General features: G+C 71.0%; 16 protein-coding genes. 8 read left to right on the plus strand and 8 right to left on the minus strand.

Features of this window, described 5'->3' with window-relative positions:
- The first annotated feature begins 1 nt into the window (after nt 1).
- Both KGA65_RS18605 and KGA65_RS18610 read left to right on the plus strand, forming a co-directional pair.
- Nucleotides 2-1,159 carry an ABC transporter permease gene (locus KGA65_RS18605; RefSeq protein WP_225864611.1) on the plus strand — a complete coding sequence of 386 codons (1,158 nt, stop codon included), beginning with the start codon at nt 2-4 and terminating at the stop codon, nt 1,157-1,159.
- Between the two features lie 10 nt (nt 1,160-1,169).
- Nucleotides 1,170-2,339: an ABC transporter permease gene (locus KGA65_RS18610; RefSeq protein ID WP_225864612.1), complete on the plus strand. Its 1,170-nt coding sequence runs from the start codon at nt 1,170-1,172 to the stop codon at nt 2,337-2,339.
- On the opposite strand, the gene soxR is transcribed toward KGA65_RS18610, so the two are convergent.
- The gene (gene soxR, locus KGA65_RS18615) at nt 2,281-2,826 is read right to left on the minus strand and encodes a redox-sensitive transcriptional activator SoxR (RefSeq protein WP_225864613.1); all 546 of its coding nucleotides are present in this window, start codon (nt 2,824-2,826) and stop codon (nt 2,281-2,283) included. The two genes, KGA65_RS18610 and soxR, sit on opposite strands and share 59 nt — an antisense overlap.
- A gap of 59 nt (nt 2,827-2,885) precedes the next feature.
- On the opposite strand from soxR, the gene KGA65_RS18620 reads away from it, so the two are divergent.
- Complete coding sequence (locus tag KGA65_RS18620) at nt 2,886-3,902, plus strand: questin oxidase family protein (RefSeq protein ID WP_225864614.1); 1,017 nt, start codon at nt 2,886-2,888, stop codon at nt 3,900-3,902.
- A 138-nt stretch (nt 3,903-4,040) separates the two neighbouring features.
- On the plus strand, nt 4,041-4,391 hold the full coding sequence (locus tag KGA65_RS18625) for a PspC domain-containing protein (protein WP_225864615.1): 351 nt from the start codon (nt 4,041-4,043) through the stop codon (nt 4,389-4,391).
- A gap of 3 nt (nt 4,392-4,394) precedes the next feature.
- Here KGA65_RS18625 and acpA (KGA65_RS18630) read toward each other — a convergent pair whose 3' ends face one another.
- Together acpA (KGA65_RS18630) and acpA (KGA65_RS18635) are read right to left on the minus strand one after the other, a co-directional pair.
- Nucleotides 4,395-6,068, minus strand: a complete 1,674-nt coding sequence (gene acpA, locus KGA65_RS18630) for an acid phosphatase (protein WP_225864616.1) — start codon at nt 6,066-6,068, stop codon at nt 4,395-4,397.
- 101 nt (nt 6,069-6,169) lie between these two features.
- Nucleotides 6,170-7,849, minus strand: coding sequence for an acid phosphatase (acpA, locus tag KGA65_RS18635; RefSeq protein ID WP_225864617.1), 1,680 nt, complete (start codon nt 7,847-7,849; stop codon nt 6,170-6,172).
- A gap of 159 nt (nt 7,850-8,008) precedes the next feature.
- Here acpA (KGA65_RS18635) and KGA65_RS18640 point away from each other — a divergent pair, with 159 nt between their 5' ends.
- Nucleotides 8,009-9,232 carry a cytochrome-c peroxidase gene (locus tag KGA65_RS18640; RefSeq protein WP_225864618.1) on the plus strand — a complete coding sequence of 408 codons (1,224 nt, stop codon included), beginning with the start codon at nt 8,009-8,011 and terminating at the stop codon, nt 9,230-9,232.
- Here KGA65_RS18640 and KGA65_RS18645 read toward each other — a convergent pair.
- Nucleotides 9,217-9,447, minus strand: coding sequence for an ATP-binding protein (locus KGA65_RS18645; protein WP_225864619.1), 231 nt, complete (start codon nt 9,445-9,447; stop codon nt 9,217-9,219). The genes KGA65_RS18640 and KGA65_RS18645 overlap by 16 nt on opposite strands.
- Nucleotides 9,444-10,223 (minus strand): helix-turn-helix domain-containing protein, encoded by a 780-nt coding sequence (locus KGA65_RS18650; RefSeq protein ID WP_225864620.1) that lies wholly within the window; start codon nt 10,221-10,223, stop codon nt 9,444-9,446. Before KGA65_RS18650 ends, KGA65_RS18645 begins: the two co-directional genes overlap by 4 nt.
- Before the next feature lie 104 nt (nt 10,224-10,327).
- Here KGA65_RS18650 and KGA65_RS18655 point away from each other — a divergent pair, with 104 nt between their 5' ends.
- Nucleotides 10,328-11,377 carry a bile acid:sodium symporter family protein gene (locus tag KGA65_RS18655; RefSeq protein ID WP_225864621.1) on the plus strand — a complete coding sequence of 350 codons (1,050 nt, stop codon included), beginning with the start codon at nt 10,328-10,330 and terminating at the stop codon, nt 11,375-11,377.
- On the opposite strand, the gene KGA65_RS18660 is transcribed toward KGA65_RS18655, so the two are convergent.
- On the minus strand, nt 11,341-12,222 hold the full coding sequence (locus tag KGA65_RS18660) for a ParB N-terminal domain-containing protein (protein ID WP_225864622.1): 882 nt from the start codon (nt 12,220-12,222) through the stop codon (nt 11,341-11,343). The two genes, KGA65_RS18655 and KGA65_RS18660, sit on opposite strands and share 37 nt — an antisense overlap.
- A gap of 77 nt (nt 12,223-12,299) precedes the next feature.
- Here KGA65_RS18660 and KGA65_RS18665 point away from each other — a divergent pair, with 77 nt between their 5' ends.
- Complete coding sequence (locus KGA65_RS18665; protein WP_225864623.1) at nt 12,300-12,686, plus strand: hypothetical protein; 387 nt, start codon at nt 12,300-12,302, stop codon at nt 12,684-12,686.
- A 140-nt stretch (nt 12,687-12,826) separates the two neighbouring features.
- Nucleotides 12,827-14,983 (plus strand): TonB-dependent receptor, encoded by a 2,157-nt coding sequence (locus KGA65_RS18670; RefSeq protein WP_225864624.1) that lies wholly within the window; start codon nt 12,827-12,829, stop codon nt 14,981-14,983.
- A gap of 17 nt (nt 14,984-15,000) precedes the next feature.
- Here KGA65_RS18670 and KGA65_RS18675 read toward each other — a convergent pair whose 3' ends face one another.
- Both KGA65_RS18675 and KGA65_RS18680 read right to left on the minus strand, forming a co-directional pair.
- Nucleotides 15,001-15,546: a cysteine hydrolase family protein gene (locus KGA65_RS18675; protein WP_225864625.1), complete on the minus strand. Its 546-nt coding sequence runs from the start codon at nt 15,544-15,546 to the stop codon at nt 15,001-15,003.
- Nucleotides 15,547-15,566: 20 nt separating this feature from the next.
- Nucleotides 15,567-16,310, minus strand: coding sequence for an NYN domain-containing protein (locus KGA65_RS18680; RefSeq protein WP_225864645.1), 744 nt, complete (start codon nt 16,308-16,310; stop codon nt 15,567-15,569).
- Between the last annotated feature and the right edge of the window lie 101 nt (nt 16,311-16,411).

A 16,411-nucleotide genomic window follows, 5' to 3' on the forward strand; every position in this document is an offset into this window, starting at 1 on the left:
CATGTTTTTACTCAAGCTCTTGTTGCGCAACGCCTTTCGCCACCGGCTGCGCACCGGGCTGACCATCCTCGGCCTGGTCGTGGCCATCACCGCCTTCGGCCTGCTGCGCACCCTCATCGGCGCCTGGTACGCCGGGGTGGAGGCCAGCTCCAGCACCCGCCTGGTCACCCGCAGCGCCATCTCGCTGACCTTCGCCTTGCCGCTGAGCTACGCCCCGCGCATCAAGGCGGTCGATGGCGTCACCACGGTCAGCTGGGCCAACTGGTTTGGCGGCATCTACCAGAGCGAGAAGAACTTCTTCCCCCAGTTCGCGGTGGAGCCCGCCAGCTACCTGCAGCTCTACCCCGAATACGTGCTCAAGCCCGAGGAGAAGGAGGCCTTCATCCGCGACCGCCAGGGCGCGGTGGTGGGCCGCAAGCTGGCCGCCCAGTACGGCTGGAAGATCGGCGACCAGATCCCGCTGCGCGGCACCATCTACCCCGGCACCTGGACCTTCACGCTGCGCGGCATCTGGACCGGCGCCGAGGCCAAGACCGACGAGAACCAGATGCTTGTCCACTACGAGCTGGTCAACGAGAGCATCAAGCAGCGCTTCCCCGGCCGCGGCGACAGCACCGGCGCCTTCATCGTCGGCATCGACCAGCCGGTCAATGCCGCGCTCATCTCTCAGCACATCGACGCCGAGTTCCGCAACTCCCTGGCCGAGACCCTGAGCGAGACCGAGGCCGCCTTCCAGCTCAGCTTCGTCTCGATGAGCGACGCCATCCTGGCGGCCATCCAGGCGGTGAGCTTCATCATCATCGTCATCATCATGGCGGTGATGGCCAACACCATGACCATGACCGCGCGCGAGCGCCTGTCCGAGTACGCCACGCTCAAGGCCCTGGGCTTCCCGCCGCGCTTCGTCGTCGCCCTGCTCTTCGGCGAGAGCCTGCTGATCGCGGTGATCGGCGGCGCGCTGGGCCTCTTGGCCACCTTCCCGGCGGTGGCCGGCATCGCCCATGCGCTGGGCAGCTTCCTGCCGGCCTTCCACATCACGCCGCTGACCATGGGCCTGCAGATCGGCGCGGCCCTGCTCGTCGGCACGGTGGCCGCGGCCTGGCCGGCCTGGCGCATGAGCCACATCGACATCGTCAGCGGCCTGAGGTTCATGGCATGAGGGGGCTTGCATGAAGGCCGTGCCGCTGTCCTACATCGCCCGCAACCTCTGGGTGCGGCGTGTCACCACCCTGCTCACCGCCGGGGGCATGGCCCTGGTGGTCTACACCTTCGCCACCGTGCTGATGATGAGCGAGGGCATCCGTGCCACCCTGGTGGCCACCGGCCGGCCCGACAACGTCATCGCCCTGCGCAAGGGCTCGCCCTCGGAGATCAGCAGCGGGGTGGACCGAACCCAGGCCGCCGTCCTGGCCAGCCTGCCGGGCATCGCCCGCGGGGCCGACGGCCAGCGCCTGGTCAGCGCCGAGACCGTGGTGCTCAACGCCCTGCCCAAGAAGGACAGCGCCAAGGCCGGCAACCTGACCATGCGCGGCACCTCGGCCGCCGGCCTGGCGCTGCGGCCCCAGGTGCAGCTGGTGGCCGGGCGCATGTTCCGCCCCGGCAGCGCCGAGATCATCGTCGGCCGCGCGGTCAGCGACGGCTTTGCCGGTGCCCTGCTGGGCCAGAGCCTGCGCTTTGCCGGGCGCGAGTGGCGCATCGTCGGCATCTTCGACGCCGCCCACACCGCCTTCGACAGCGAGATCTGGGGCGATGTGGACGTGATGATGCAGGCCTTCCGCCGCAGCGCCTACTCGGTGGTGCTCTGGCGCCTGGCCGACCCGGACGGCTTCGCGCGCCAGCAGGCCGTCATCGTCGCCGACCCGCGCCTGACCGTGGAGGCCAAGCCCGAGGTGCAGTTCTACGAGGAGCAGAGCCAGGCCCTGGCCACCTTCATCCGCATCCTGGGCACGGCGCTGTCCATCATCTTCAGCATCGGCGCGGTGGTGGGGGCGATGATCACCATGTTCGCCGCCGTCTCCCAGCGCACCGCCGAGATCGGCACGCTGCGCGCCCTGGGCTTTCGCCGCGGCGCGGTGCTGGTCGCCTTCCTGGGCGAGAGCCTGCTGCTGGCCCTGGTGGGCGGCCTGATGGGCCTGGCCGGTGCCAGCCTGATGCAGACCGTCAACATCAGCACCACCAACTTCCAGACCTTCGCCGAACTGGCCTTCCAGTTCAAGCTGACCCCGGGCATCGTCGTTCAGACCCTGGTCTTCGCGCTGGCCATGGGCTTCGTCGGCGGCTTCATTCCCGCCTGGCGGGCCGCCCGGCTGCAGATCGTCGACTGCCTGCGGGCGGCGTGATTGGCGCGGCTTTTGCTGCGGGCTGCGTGGCCGGGGCCTCGCCCAGCAGATAGCGCGCGCCGGGGCCGCGCACGGCGGCCGCGTCGTCGGCGTTGTACAGCGCGCAGCTCTTGAGCGACAGGCAGCCGCAGCCGATGCAACTGCCCAGGCGGTCGCGCAGCCGCGTCATGGCCGCGATGCGCGCGTCCAGCAGCGTCTTCCAGCCGCGCGAGAGCCGCTCCCAGTCGGCCTTGGTGGGCGTGCGGCCTTCTGGCAGGCTGGCCAGCGCGGCGCGGATCTCCTCCAGCGACAGGCCCAGGGTCTGGGCCGCGCGGATGAAGGCCAGCCGACGCAGGTCGGCCCGCGTGTAGCGCCTTTGGCCCGAGGCACTGCGCTGCGAGGCCATCAACCCCTGCTGCTCGTAGAAGCGGATCGCGCTGGGTGCCAGCCCGGCCCGCTGGGCCAACGCGCCAATGCTCAGGACCTGGGATGACGGGGTGCTTGACATCAAGTTCACTTTAACTTGCAGGATGGCCCCCATCTTCTCAGCTGCCGGAAGCCCCTGCCATGACCCTGCCCGCTTTGTTGGACCGTTGTGCCGCCCTGCGCCCCGACCTGCCGAACGGCTACACCAACCATCTGTCGATGGCCCTGCACGCGCTGGCCAGTCTGGGGGCTGGCGCAGACCGGTTGACAGGGTTTGCCGATCACTACCTGGCCGGGCAAGGGCTGGCGTGGCCCGCGGCGGGGGAGGCCTCCGTGGCCTCGGGGCGCCTCGTCCCGGGCTGGCAGCGCCTGTTGGGCCAACCTGACGCCTACGGTCCGCTGCGCGAGGCCATGGCCCAGGGCCTGGCCCTGCACGGCACCGAGGCCTGGGTGCGCGGCGTGTTGCCGGCACTCTGGCCTGGCCTGGGGGCGGCTGCTCTGCATGGCCCCATCCGCGTGGCCCACGCGTTGCAGGCTGCTCATGACGGTGAGCTGGCGGCGGGCCTGGCCCTCTGGGCCAGCCGCTGGCGCCCGCTGCCTGCGGTGGCGGCGACCGATCCGCTGCCCCTGGCCGATTGGGCGGTGGCCTTGCAGGCGGCGGGCGGCGAACTGGCGCTGACGGCACCGTCGATCAGCCACTGCATGGCCGAGGCGGGCCGCAGTGCGCTGTACCGCGGGCTGCTGGCCCAGGCGCCGCAAGGCCTGCCTCTGGCAGAGGCCCTGGCCCGGCTGGTGCCGCTGGCGGTGCAGGGCTATGCCTTGACCGGCGACTTTACCGTGCTGCATCTGGTCACTGGCCTGCGGGCGGTGCGGGTGCTGCTGCCCTGGCTGCCGGGTGGGGTCGACGCCGGGGTCCTCTGGCAGGTGGTGGTGGCCGGCTGGCTGGCCGCGCCGCTGCACCGCGCCATGCCCAGGCCCTTGGCCGAGCAGCACGCCCTGCCGGCCTGGCCCGCGCTGCGCGCCGCGGCCTGCGCCCAGAACGACGACCATGTGATCAAGCTGGTCCATGCCTGCCAGGACCATGCGGCCCACGGTCTGGCGCCGGGGGGCGCCTGTCGGCAGGCGGCGGTGCGGGCCTTGCAGCGCTGCCTGGGCTGAGGGCGGGTCGCGTTCCGTCGGGCTGTCCCGCGCCCCATGCCGCCGGCAGGCCCTCCCGTCGCCTGGGGGTGGCGGGTTGAGGAGCGGCGCGCCACACTGTGGCCATTCTTCCCCTCCACTTCTTTTCGGGAGCCCACGATGTCCGACGCCGATGACCTGGCCCAGCTGGCCGAACTGCATGCCCGCGGGCAACTGAGCGACGAGGAATTCGCCCGCGCCAAGGCCCGGGTGCTGAGCGGCGCGCCGACGGCGGCGGCGCCGTTCGTGGAGCGGGTCAACAGCCTGCGCCGCAGCCGCGAGGACCGCTGGCTGGGCGGCGTCTGCGGCGGGCTGGCCGAGATCACCGGCCTGGCCGCGTGGATCTGGCGCCTGATCGCGGTGCTGCTGATGCTGTTCGGCGGTACCGGCCTGCTGCTCTACGTGCTGCTGTGGGTCTTCGTGCCCGAGGCGCCGGTGCGCACGCCCGTCAGCGGCGCGCCGGTGCATTGACGCTCAGTCCAGCCGCAGCGCCGCGGTCAGGTCGCCCATCGCGGGCTGGCCGTGGGCCTTCAGCGCTTCGTCGCGCTGGCGTAGGCCGGGCAGCAGCGGCAGCTCAAAGCGCCGGCTGATCAGCCGCAGCACCGAGCCGGTGTCGTAGGGCGTCTTGTCCACCGTGCCCTTGCGGGCCAGCGGTGAGACGACGATCGCCGGGATGCGGGTGCCCGGGCCCAGCAGGTCGCCGCGCGGCGGGGCCACGTGGTCCCAGGCGCCGCCGTTCTCGTCGTAGGTGATCACGATGACCATGTGTGGCCACTGCGGGCTGGCCTGCAGTGCGGCCACCAATTCGGCGATCTGCCGGTCGCCCTCGGCCACGCTGGCATAGCCCGGGTGCTGGTTGTAGAGCCCTTCGGGCTTGTAGAACGCGACCGGCGGCAGCGTGCCTGCGGCGGCGTCCTTGCGCAGCGCGCGGCCATCGCGCAGGTGCTCGGCGCGGGCGGTGGCGTGCTGTTCGGGGTCGAAGGCCGCGTAGTAGTTGAACGGCTGGTGGTGCGGCTGGAAGCCCGGCGCTGCGGGCGAGGTGACGCCGTTCGACTCGCTGGCGTAGATCACCCGGCGCTTCGCGCTGGCCGGTTGCTGGCCATCGGCCAGGGCCTCGGCCCAGGCGCCGGCGTACCAGGCCCAGCCGATCTTCTTCTGCGTCAGCAGGTCGCCGATCGTGGCGCTGGTCTGCGGCGGCAGCGTGGTGCCCTTGGCCGGGTCGGCCCGCATCGGGTGCTGCGGGTCGGTCGGCGGGTTGCCGCTGGGCTGGTAGGCCGGCTGCATGGTGTTGACGGCGCGGAAGGTGCCATCGCCAAAGTAGTTCTTCGGTGCCAGGTTGCCGGCCAGCGCGAACACCGGCCGGCCGTCCAGCGCCGAGGCCGGGCTGCGCGCCGCCAGCTTCAGGCGCGGCAGGGGGCGGCCCTGGGCGTCGACCTCCAGCTCGGTCAGGCTGGGGTGGGCGGGCGCGGTGTCGGCGTTCGGGTACTCGGGCGCACAGGCGCAGATCAGGTACTGGTGGTTCAGGAAGGAACCGCCAAACGCACCCTGGAAGAAGTGGTCGGCCAGCACGTACTCGCGGGCCAGCCGGGTCAGGGCCGCGTCATGGGTGTCGAAGTGGCCCATCACCAGGCCGCCCACATTGCTCCAGGCGGCGAACTGGTCGTTCTTGCCGCCGTCGATCTGCATCTGGTTCTCGAAGAAGCGGTGCACCAGGTCGTGCGTGACGGTGGCGGTGCTCAGCGTGGCACCGGCCGAGGCCTGGAAGGCCGTGGCCAGGTCGAACGGGCGGTTGGGCAGGTTCGCGCTCTGGGCCTGGGTCACGGCCGGGCTCACCCCCGGCGCGGTCACGCCGCCCCAGCTCTGCGGCAGCACCGGCAGCACGCGGCCGTCGCGGTCGCGCTGCGGGGCGTAAGCGGGCGTGGGCCGGCCCTGCGCGTCCAGCACCGTGTCCAGCCCTTCGGCGCCAGGGAAGCGGCCGAACAGGTTGTCGAAGGAGCGGTTCTCGGCGTAGATGACGACGATGTTCTGCACCTTCTCGCGCAGCGCGGCGTCCAGCGGGGCGGCCTGGCTGGGGGCCAGCGGGCTCAGGGCGGCGGCCAGGGCCAGGGGCATCCAGTGGGGGCGACGGGGCAGGGCGGGCGTCTTCATCGGCGGGGCTCCAGAAACGGCAACGGCGCGGGCCCCGAAGGACCCGCGCCGCGGATTTGACACCAACCCCGCGGGGCCGGTGGGGGCTCAGCCCCGGGGCCTCACAGGTTCAACGCGTTGGTCAGGTCGCCCATGGCCTTGCCGCCGGCGGCCTTGAGCGCCTCATCCCGCGCGGTCAGGCCCGGCAGTGGGGTCAGGCCGAAGCGGCGGGTGATCAGGCGCAGGATCGACGCGGTGTCGTACTGGGTGTGGTCCACCGCGCCCTTCTTGGCGTAGGGCGAGACGATGATCGCCGGGATGCGGGTGCCCGGGCCCAGCTTGTCGGCAGTCGGGGGTGCCACGTGGTCCCACTGCCCACCGTTCTCGTCGTAGGTGATGACGATCACCATGTGCTTCCACTGCGGGCTGGCCTGCAGCTTGGCCACCAGGTCGGCGATCTTCTGGTCCGCATCCTTCACGTTGGCATAGCCCGGGTGCTGGTTGTAGAGACCCTCCGGCTTGTAGAACGCGACGGCCGGCAGCGTGCCGGCGGCCGCGTCGGCCACCAGGTTGCTGTAGTCCTGCAGGTGGTTGGCACGCTCGGTGGCGTGGGTCACCGGGTCGAACTCGGCGTAGTAGTTGAACGGCTGGTGATGCGGCTGGAAGTCCACGTTGGCGCTGGTGGCCACGCCATAGCTGTTGCCGGCGTAGATGACCGAGCGGGTGGCGCTGGCAGCCTGGGTGCCGTCGGCGGTGGCCGAAGTCCAGGCGCCGGCGTACCACTTCCAGCTCACGCCCTTGGCCGTCAGCAGGTCGCCGATGTGGGTGGCGGTCTGCGCCGGCAGCGTGGTGCTCTTGGCGGTGTTGGCGTACAGCGCGTTGTTGCCGCTCACATCCGCCGGCGCGTTGCCGCTGGGTTGGTAGGGCGGCTGCATGGTGTTGATGGCGTAGAACTTGCCATCGCCAAAGTAGTTGGCCGGCGTGATGTTGCCGCTCAGCACGAAGCTGGGCTTGCCGTCCATGGCCGAGGAGGCGCTGGAGGCCGCCACGCTCAGGTTGTGCGTGTAGTTGCCGCTGCTGTCCTTGTCCAGCACGGCGATGCTGGGCGCGGCGGTGGCCGTGTCAGCGTTCGGGTACTCGGGGGCGCAGGCGCAGATCAGGTACTGGTGGTTCAGGAAGGAGCCGCCGAAGGCGCCCTGGAAGAAGTTGTCTGCCAGGGTGTACTGCTGGGCCAGCTTGTAGAGGGCCGAGCTGCTGCTGTCGAACTGGCCCATCACCATGGCGCCGGAGTCGGCCCAGGCGACGAACTGGTCGTTCTTGCCGCCGTTGATCTGCATCTGGTTCTCGAAGAACCGGTGGTACATGTCGCGGGTGACGGTCGTCAGGTCCAGCGTGGCGTTGGCCGAGGTCTGGAAGGCGGTCTCGATGCTGAAGGGCTGGTTGGCCAGGCCCGCGCTCTGCGCCTGGGTCACGGCCGGGGTGATGCCGCCAGCGGTCACGCCACCCCAGACCGGGGGCAGGGTGCTCAGGGCGCTGCCGTCGCGGTCCACCTGGGCCACATAGGCGCTGGTTGGCTTGCCGTGGCTGTCCATCACGGTGGACAAGCCTTCGGCGCCGGGGAAGTTGCCGAACAGGCTGTCGAAGGAACGGTTCTCGGCGTAGATGACGACGATGTTCTGAATGTCGTCCTGCAGGGCGGCCGTGGTGTCTTGCGAGTGGCTGTTGCAGCCGCTGGTGCCCAGCACGGCCAGCAGCACGGCGGGGGCCGCCAGCGCGCGCAAGGGGCGGTTGTGTCGGATCATGGCGTTCGGTGAAGAAGTGGCTAACGTCGCGGCAGCATCGGCAGAGCGCATGACAGTTTGGTGATGTGCCATCACGGCGTCATGTCTCTCGGGCATGTCACCGACCGGACAGCTTCATGCGCCTATAAACCCGGCTGCAGTTCAGACCACCGAGCTCCCTTGAACCTCTCCACCTTCCTGCGCCGACTGGCGCCGCTGACCCTGGCCGGTGCGGCCTTCGCCACCCTGGCCACGCCCTCGTTCTACGGCACCGTGTACGAACACCAGCCCGATGCCGCCACGCTGACCCGCGTGGGGCGGGTGCTGTTCTTCGACCGCAGCCTGTCGGCTTCCGGGCGCATGGCCTGCGCCAGCTGCCATGACCCGGCCCATGCCTTCGGCCCACCCAATGCGCTGTCCACCCAGCGCGGCGGCCCGCGGCTGGACCAGATCGGCCTGCGTGCCGCGCCCTCGCTGATGTACCGCGCGGCCACGCCCAGCTTCTCGGAGCACTACCAGGAGTCCGAGGGCGACGACAGCATCGACGCCGGTCCCACCGGCGGCTTCACCTGGGACGGTCGGGCCGCCAGCGTGCACGAGCAGGCCGCCATCCCGCTGCTGGCCCCCAACGAGATGGCCAACACCAGCCCGGCCGATGTGGTGGCGCGCCTGGGCCGCTCGCCCAGCGCCACGGCCTTCAAGGCGGCCTTCGGCCCACATGTGCTGGCGCACCCCGACCTGGCCTGGAAGGGCCTGCTGCTGGCGCTGGAGGTGTTCCAGCAGAACCCGGCCGAGTTCTCGCCCTACAGCAGCAAGTACGACGCCTTCCTGCGCGGCCAGGCCCAGCTCAGCGCGGCCGAGCGGCGCGGCCTGGCGGTGTTCAACAACCCCGACCAGGGCAACTGCGCCAGCTGCCACATCAGCGCGATCCGGCGCGGGGTGTTCCCCCGCTTCACCGACGATGGGCTGATCGCGCTGGGCGTGCCGCGCAACCGCACGCTGCCGGCCAACGCCAACCCGGCCTTCTTCGACCTGGGGCTGTGCGGCCCGCTGCGCACCGACCTGCGCCAACACGCCGACTACTGCGGCCGCTTCAAGACCCCGTCGCTGCGCAACGTGGCCACCCGCCAGGCCTTCTTCCACAACGGGGTCTACCACCGGCTGGACGAGGCGGTGCGCTTCTACAGCCTGCGGGACACCCAGCCGGACAAGCTCTACCGCGACGCCCACGGCCGGCCGCAGCGCGTGCCCGACGACCTGCCCGCCGCCTACCGCGCCAACCTCAACCAGGACGCGCCCTTCGGCCCGCAGCGCGGCGCCAAGCCGCCGCTGAGCGAGGCCGACGTGCAGGACATCGTGGCCTTTCTGAAGACGTTGACCGACGGCTATCAGCCCGCCCGCTGAACCCGCGCCATGTGGATGGCGTCGAACGGGCAGTGCACCGCGCACAGCGCGCAGCCGGTGCAGTCCGGCGCGTCGTGCAGCACCGCGTGCTTGGGGCCCCAGCCGCGCGGGTCGGCGCTCTCCAGCCACAGCACCTGCGGCGGGCACAGGCCCACGCAGCGGCCGCAGCCGGTGCAGCGGGCCGGGTCGATGGCAGGCAGCGCCTTGGCCGTCATGGGGTGGCGAACATCTGGGTCGGCGTCAGCCCGAACTCGGCGCTGAACGCGGTGATGAAGGCCGAGGGCGAGGCATAGCCGCACTCGGCCGCCACGGCGGCCACCTTGGTGCCGGCTGCCAGCGGCCCCAGGGCCAGCAAGAGGCGCAGGCGCCGCCGCCAGGCGCCGGGCGTCAGGCCGGTCTGGCTGTGAAACAGCCGCACCAGGGAGCGCTCACTCAGGCCCACCGCCTCGCCCCACTGGGCCCAGGTGCGCGGGTCGGCCGGCTCGGCCTGCAGCGCGGCGCACAGCTTGCGCAGCCGCGCGTCGGTGGGCAGCGGCAGGTCCAGCGCGGCGGGCGGGGCCACGGCCAGCTGGTCCAGCGTCACCGCCACCAGCCGGCCGGCCGGGCCGTCTTCCTCGTAGCGCTCGGGCAGGCCGCAGACGGCCAGCACCAGCTCGCGCAGCAGCGGGGCGATGTCCAGCACCAGGCAGCGCGCGGGCAGGCCGGGCGTGCCGGCCTGCACATACAGGCTGCGCATCTGCGCCGGGCCGATGTTGTGGATCGAATGCTCCAGCCCGGCGGGCACCCACACCGCGCGCTCGGGCGGCGCCAGAAAGCAGCCATCGGCCGTCTCCACCTGCAGCACGCCCTCGATCGCATACGACAGCTGGCCCCAGGGGTGCTGGTGCGGCGCGCTCCAGGCGCCGGGCGCCAGCGCCTCCACCCGGGCCAGCACCGGCCGAGGCAGCGCGGCCAGGCGCGGGATGCGGCGCTCGGCCTGGGGGCGGTGCAACAGGGCAGTTTGGCGGTTTGACGGCATGGCTTGGCGCAGCGCAGACAGCCGCGCGCGCGCACAGCCCTTAGCCTAACCGCATCCTGTTGAACGCACTCCGCACCATGTTGTTGGCACCCCGCACCCCCCCCGCCCGCCGCCAGGGCGCGCACGGCAAGGCCGATGTCTTTTTGCTGGGCATGATCACCGCGGTGATCGTGGCCAGCCTGGCCCCGCAGATCGGCCGCAGCGGCGGCTGGCTGCACCTGGACCAGGCCTCCGACATCGGCATCTTCCTGATCTTCTTCCTGCACGGCATGGGCCTCTCGACCGAGAGCCTGCTCAAGGGCGCCAGCCGCTGGCGCCTGCACCTGCTGGTGCAGCTGTGCACCTACGCCCTGTTCCCGCTGTGGTGGTGGGTGCTGGACACGGCCTTCGGCCAATGGGTGCCGCCGGACCTGCGGCTGGGCTTCTTCTACCTGGCGGTGCTGCCGTCCACCGTGTCGTCGTCGGTGGCGATGACCGCGCTGGCCAAGGGCGATGTGGCCGCCGCCGTGCTCAACGCCAGCCTGTCCACGCTGCTGGGCGTGGTGCTCACCCCGCTGCTGGCCAGCCTGATGTTCCACACCGGCGTGGACGGCGGCGCCATGCCGCTGGGCGAGACGATGCTGAAGGTGGCCCGCATGCTGCTGCTGCCCTTCGTGCTGGGCCAGGTGGCGCGCCGCTTCGTGGGCGAGTGGTTCAAGCGCATCAAGCCCGTCACGCAGCTGGTGGACCGCGGCGTGATCCTGATGCTGGTGTGGTGCTCGTTCAGCGACGCGGTGGCCGACGGCCTGTGGACCCGCCACGGCGCCAGCCTGCTGCTGCTGGTCTTCGTCGGCGTCGCGCTGTTCCTGTTCCCGATGCTGGCCTTCACCCGTTGGCTGGCGCGGCGCCTGGGCTTTGCGGTGGAGGACGAGATCGTCGCCGTCTTCTGCGGCAGCAAGAAGACGCTGGCCTCCGGCGTGCCGATGGCGCGGCTGCTGTTCGCCGGCAACCCGGTGCTGGGCACGGTGGTGCTGCCCATCATGTTCTATCACCAGCTGCAGCTCTTCGTCTGCGCCATCCTGGCCCGGCGCTACGCCGCCCGGGCCGAGCTTCAGACCGCCGGCGTGGCCCCCAAAGCCGCCAGCTGACGCCGCAGCTCGGCGTTCTCGGCCTCCAGCGCGGCCACGCGCTGGCGCAGACCGTCCAGCGTCTCGCCGCCGTCCGCCGGGGCGCTGCCCTCTGCGGCGGCCTTGGGCTTGCGCTTGGCTTCGCGCACCCGCTTGGCGGCCTGCTTGAGCTCATCGGCGCCGGCCTGCGCGGCGGCGGCCTGTTCCTCGGCCGGCAGCGTGGCCACCGCGGCGGCCGCGTTGATGGACAGCGTGCCCGCCCGCACCGCGGCCACCACCTCGGGCGCCGCCTGGTGCTGGATCTTCTCGATCATCTGCACCTGCGCGCTGGACAGGCGGGCCGCCTTGGCCACTGCCTCGCGGCTGTCCAGCGGCTTGGGCTCGGCGGTGGGCGCCGCGGCCCCGGCCGGCTCGGCCGGCGGTGTGCCCTCGCCATCCCAAGGGGGCGTGGCCGCCTCGCCTTGCGCCGGGGCGGCGGCCTCCACCGCCACCGGGGCCGCGTCGGCCAGCGCCGCCATGCGGGCGCTGCGGCGGGTCTCCAGCAGCTCGCGCTTGCGCAGGGCCAGCACCCCGCGCTGGTAGTTGGACACGCTGCGCCGCCCCAGCTGCTGGTCGATCATCCACAGCTGCACGTCCTCCAGCGTCTTCAGGCGCGGGTTCTGCACCGTGCGGAACGGGATGCCGTGCTGGGTGCACAGCCGGTAGCGGTTGTGCCCGTCCACCAGCACATCGCCCCACAGCACCAGCGCCTCGCGGCAGCCCTCGGCCAACAGGCTCTGCTCCAGCGCCTCTTCTTCTTCCGGCCGCAGCGGGTCGATGTAGGCCTGCAGGCCCTCGTGGATGACGATGGTGGGGGTGTCGGACATGCGAACTTGGGGGGAAGGGCGGGCAGGGGCAGGCATTCTATGCACGGGGTCCCACCCGCCTCTCTAGAATCTTGACCGTGCGCAAGTCCTGGCTGTCCTGGCGGTTCTCACTGCTGTCTCTCGTGCTCCTGCTGGCCCAGCAGGGCGCGGTGCTGCACGAGCTCAGCCACCTGCTGCCGGCCCTGCGTGGCTCGGCCGGGGCCCAGGCCCTGGTCCAGCCCTTGGCCTCCGGGTCGTCCCAGGCGCCCCGCAGCGAGGGCCGCGACCGGGCCGACGCCGTCTGCCAGCTCTGCCTGGGCTTTGCCCAAATGGGGGACCTGGCCGCCTGGCGCTTCGTGCCGCCCGACCTGTTGGCCTTGCAGCAGACTCCGCCGCGCAGCGCGCCCTTCCTCTGGCGGGAGGGCACGCGCCCGCCGCACAGCGCCCGCGATCCGCCGGCGCGCTTCACCCCCCTCCTGTCCTGAGCGGGACCGCCCGCGCCTTGGCGGCGCGGCCGGCCCCAGCTCGCTGCACCCCCATTTGCATTCCGATGCGCCCGACCGCAGGCCTGTCTGTGCCTGGCGTGCCTGTGCCTGGTCCTGCGCGCATCGCAAGGAGTTTCTGCGTGAAGAACTTTCCCCGGACGAGCCTGGCGCTCGCCCTGTCCCTGGCTTTTCCCTGCGCCCTGAGCCTGCTGGCCACCCCCGCCCGCGCCCAGACGGCCCCCGCCACCACCGCGTCCTCTGCCGACACCGCGCCCACCCAGCGGGTGGAGATCAGCGCCCAGCGCCAGAAGCTGGACGCGGCCCGCAACGGCCTGTCGCCCGACACCGGCAGCTCGGTCTACCGCTTCGATGCCGAGGACCTGCAGCGCCTGCCTCAAGGCGAATCCACCCCGCTCAACCAGGTGCTGCTGCAGGCCCCCGGCGTGGTGCAGGATTCGTACGGTCAGCTGCATGTGCGCGGCGACCACGCCAACCTGCAGTACCGCATCGACGGCATCCAGATCCCCGAGTCCATCAGCGGCTTCGGCCAGGCCCTGCAGACCCGCCTGGCCGACCACCTTTCGCTGATCACCGGCGCGCTGCCGGCCCAGTACGGCAACCGCACCGCCGGCGTGGTGGACATCCACACCCATGACAACACCTTCGCCAACGGCGGCAGCGTGGGCCTGGAGACCGGCAGCAATGGCCACCGCCAGGCCAGCGCCGAGGTGGGCGGCACCGAGGGCGCGCTGAGCTACTACCTGACCGGCTCGGCCCTGCGCAGCGACGAGGGCATCGAGAACCCCACCGACAGCCGCCATCCCCAGCACGACCAGACCCAGCAGGGCAACGCCTTCGGCACCGTGTCCTACCTGCTCAGCCCCCAGACGCGGCTGAGCGCCATGGGCGGCTTCTCCAACAACCGCTTTCAGATTCCCGACGTGCCAGGCCAGGAGCCGAGCTTCAGCCTGAACGGCAGCGACAGCATCGACTCGGCCACGCTGGACGCGCGCCAGAAGGAGCGCAACCGCTTTGGCGTGCTGGCGCTGCAAAGCAGCCTGGGCGAGGGCGTGGACTACCAGCTGGCCGCCTACGCCCGCTACACCGACGTGCACTACACCCCGGATGACCGCGGCGACCTGATGTTCAACGGCGTGGCCGCCAACGTGCTGCGCAGCAACGCCGCCACCGGCCTGCAGGGCGACCTGAGCTGGGTCATCAACCCGGCCCACACCCTGCGCAGCGGCTTCGCCTTCCAGCACGAACGCGGCGTGACCGACAACACCGCCCAGGTCTTCCCGGCCGATGCCGACGGCAACGCCACCAGCGATGTGCCCGAGACCATCGTCGACAACAGCCACCTCATCGGCCACCAGTGGAGCGCCTATCTGCAGGACGCGTGGACCCCGACCCAGGCCCTGACCGTCAACTACGGCCTGCGCTACGACCAGGTGAACACCGTGGTGAACGAGCACCAGCTCAGCCCGCGCCTGGGGGCCGTGTACGACCTGAGCCCCAGCACCCGGGTGCACGTGGGCTATGCACGCTACTTCACCCCGCCGCCCACCGAGCTGATCGACCAGACCTCGGTGGCCAAGTTCCTGGGCACCACCAACGCCCTGCCGTCAGATGCCAACACCGCCGTGCGCTCCGAGCGCAGCCACTACGTCGACGCCGGCATCTCGCAGCAGCTCAGCCCCGCGCTGACCGTGGGCCTGGACGGCTACTACCGCCACGTGCGCCACCTGCAGGACGAAGGCCAGTTCGGCAATGCGCTGATCTACTCCGCCTTCAACTACCAGAAGGCCCGCATCTGGGGCCTGGAGCTCAGCGCCAACTACCACCAGGACGCCTTCTCGGCCTATGCCAACGTGGCCCTGGCACGGGCCTTCGGCAAGGGGCTGGAGAGCGGCCAGTTCAACTTCGAACAGGATGAGCTGGACTACATCAACAGCCACTGGGTGCACCTGGACCACGACCAGGCCACCTCGGCCTCGGCCGGCGTGAGCTACCGCTGGGCCGAAGGCACCACCGCCTCGCTGGACCTGATCCACGGCAGCGGCCTGCGCAACGGCTTTGCCAACACCGGCCACCTGCCGGCCTACACCCAGGTCAATCTGGGCGTGCAGCACAGCCTCACCCTGGACCAGGGCCTGGGCCCCACCGAGCTGCGCGTGGCGGTCACCAACCTGTTCGACAAGGTGTACCAGATCCGCGACGGCTCGGGCATCGGCGTGGGCGCGGCCCAGTACGGCCCGCGCCGCGGCGCGGTGCTGGGGGTGACCCAGCGTTTCTGACCTGACCGGTCAGACGCTCAGGCCGCTGGGGGCACCACCACCTCGGCGGCCGGTACCAGCGTCACCTTCACGCCGAAGCTGTCCATGTGGGACAACGTGCGGTTGTGGTGGGCGATGATCTGCGGCGCCGTCAACACCCCGTTGTCCAGCGTCGAGTGGCCGTCGGACACCAGCGTCACCGGGAAGCCGTGCTCCAGCGCGCCCAGCACCGTGGTGCTCACGCAGAAGTCCGTCTGCAGCCCGCAGACGACCAGCGCCGTCACGCCCCGGGTCTGCAGCTTGCCCATCAGGTCCGTCTTGAAGAAGGAATCGGGCGTCGTCTTGCGCACGAACAGGTCGCCCTCGGCCGCCTCCAGGCCGGGCGCCAGCTGCCAGCCTTCGCTGCCATGGCGCATCAGCGGGTGATCCTCCTCGTGCTGGATGAACACCACCGGCGCACCCGCCGCACGCGCGGCGCGCGACACGCTGTTGATCCGGTCGATCAGGCCGGCCGCATCGTGCACGGCCCAGGGGCCGGCACAGAGGGTGGTCTGGACATCGATGACGAGCAGCGCGGTGGTCATGGGCAGGCTCCTTGGGGCGATCAATCGGTCGTTGTGGCGGTCTTCAGGCTCACCGACCAGCCGCCATTGGGCTCCTGCTTCAGCGAGAGCTGCTGCTCATAGGATTTGAGCATCTGCAGCAGGCCGGCGTGCCCGTACTGGTTGGGGGTGAACGCGGGGTTGGTGCGCTTGAGGTACTGGCCCAGCGCGCCCAGCCCCACTTTGCCTTCCGAGGCTTCGCTCACCAGCAACTTCACCGCATCCAGCACAAAGCGCGGTCGGTGCTTGGGCAGTGGCTTGGCGGCTGGCGTGGTGCTCACGTCGGCAGCAGGCTTCTCGGGGGCCTTCGTGCATCCCGCACTCGGCGGCTCGGGGGGCTGCGGCTTGGGCTTGGTCCACTCGAAGAACTGATCGCTGGCGTTGCGCAGCGCGGGGGGCGTCTTGGCCTCGCCCACGATGCAGACCGACGCGCCCCGCTCGCGCAGCTTGCGGCACAGGTAGGCAAAGTCGGAGTCGCTGGTCACCAGGCAGAACACCTCGGCTCGCTGGTCGAACAGGGCCTCCAGGGCGTCCAGCGCCAGGGCAATGTCCGAGGTGTTCTTGCCGGCTGAATAGCGGAACTGCAGGCAGGGCGTGAAGGCCCACTGCACCAGGGCTTCCTGCCACTTGTTGCTCAGGGCTTCGGGGTTGCCGTAGCCGCGCCGCAGCACCACGCGGCCGAACTGAGCGGCCATCTGCAGGGCATGCTCCAGGATGTCCGGAGACACGTTGTCGCAGTCCACCATCACTGCCACGCGGGCTTCTTCGTTCAACGCAGGCACCGATCCCTCCCTGGATGCGTGTGAAAGCTGCCCAGGATCTTGCCTTACCGCGTGTTACCCACTGT

The organism is Ideonella benzenivorans (assembly GCF_020387415.1).
Classification (GTDB): Bacteria; Pseudomonadota; Gammaproteobacteria; order Burkholderiales; family Burkholderiaceae_C; genus Ideonella; species Ideonella benzenivorans.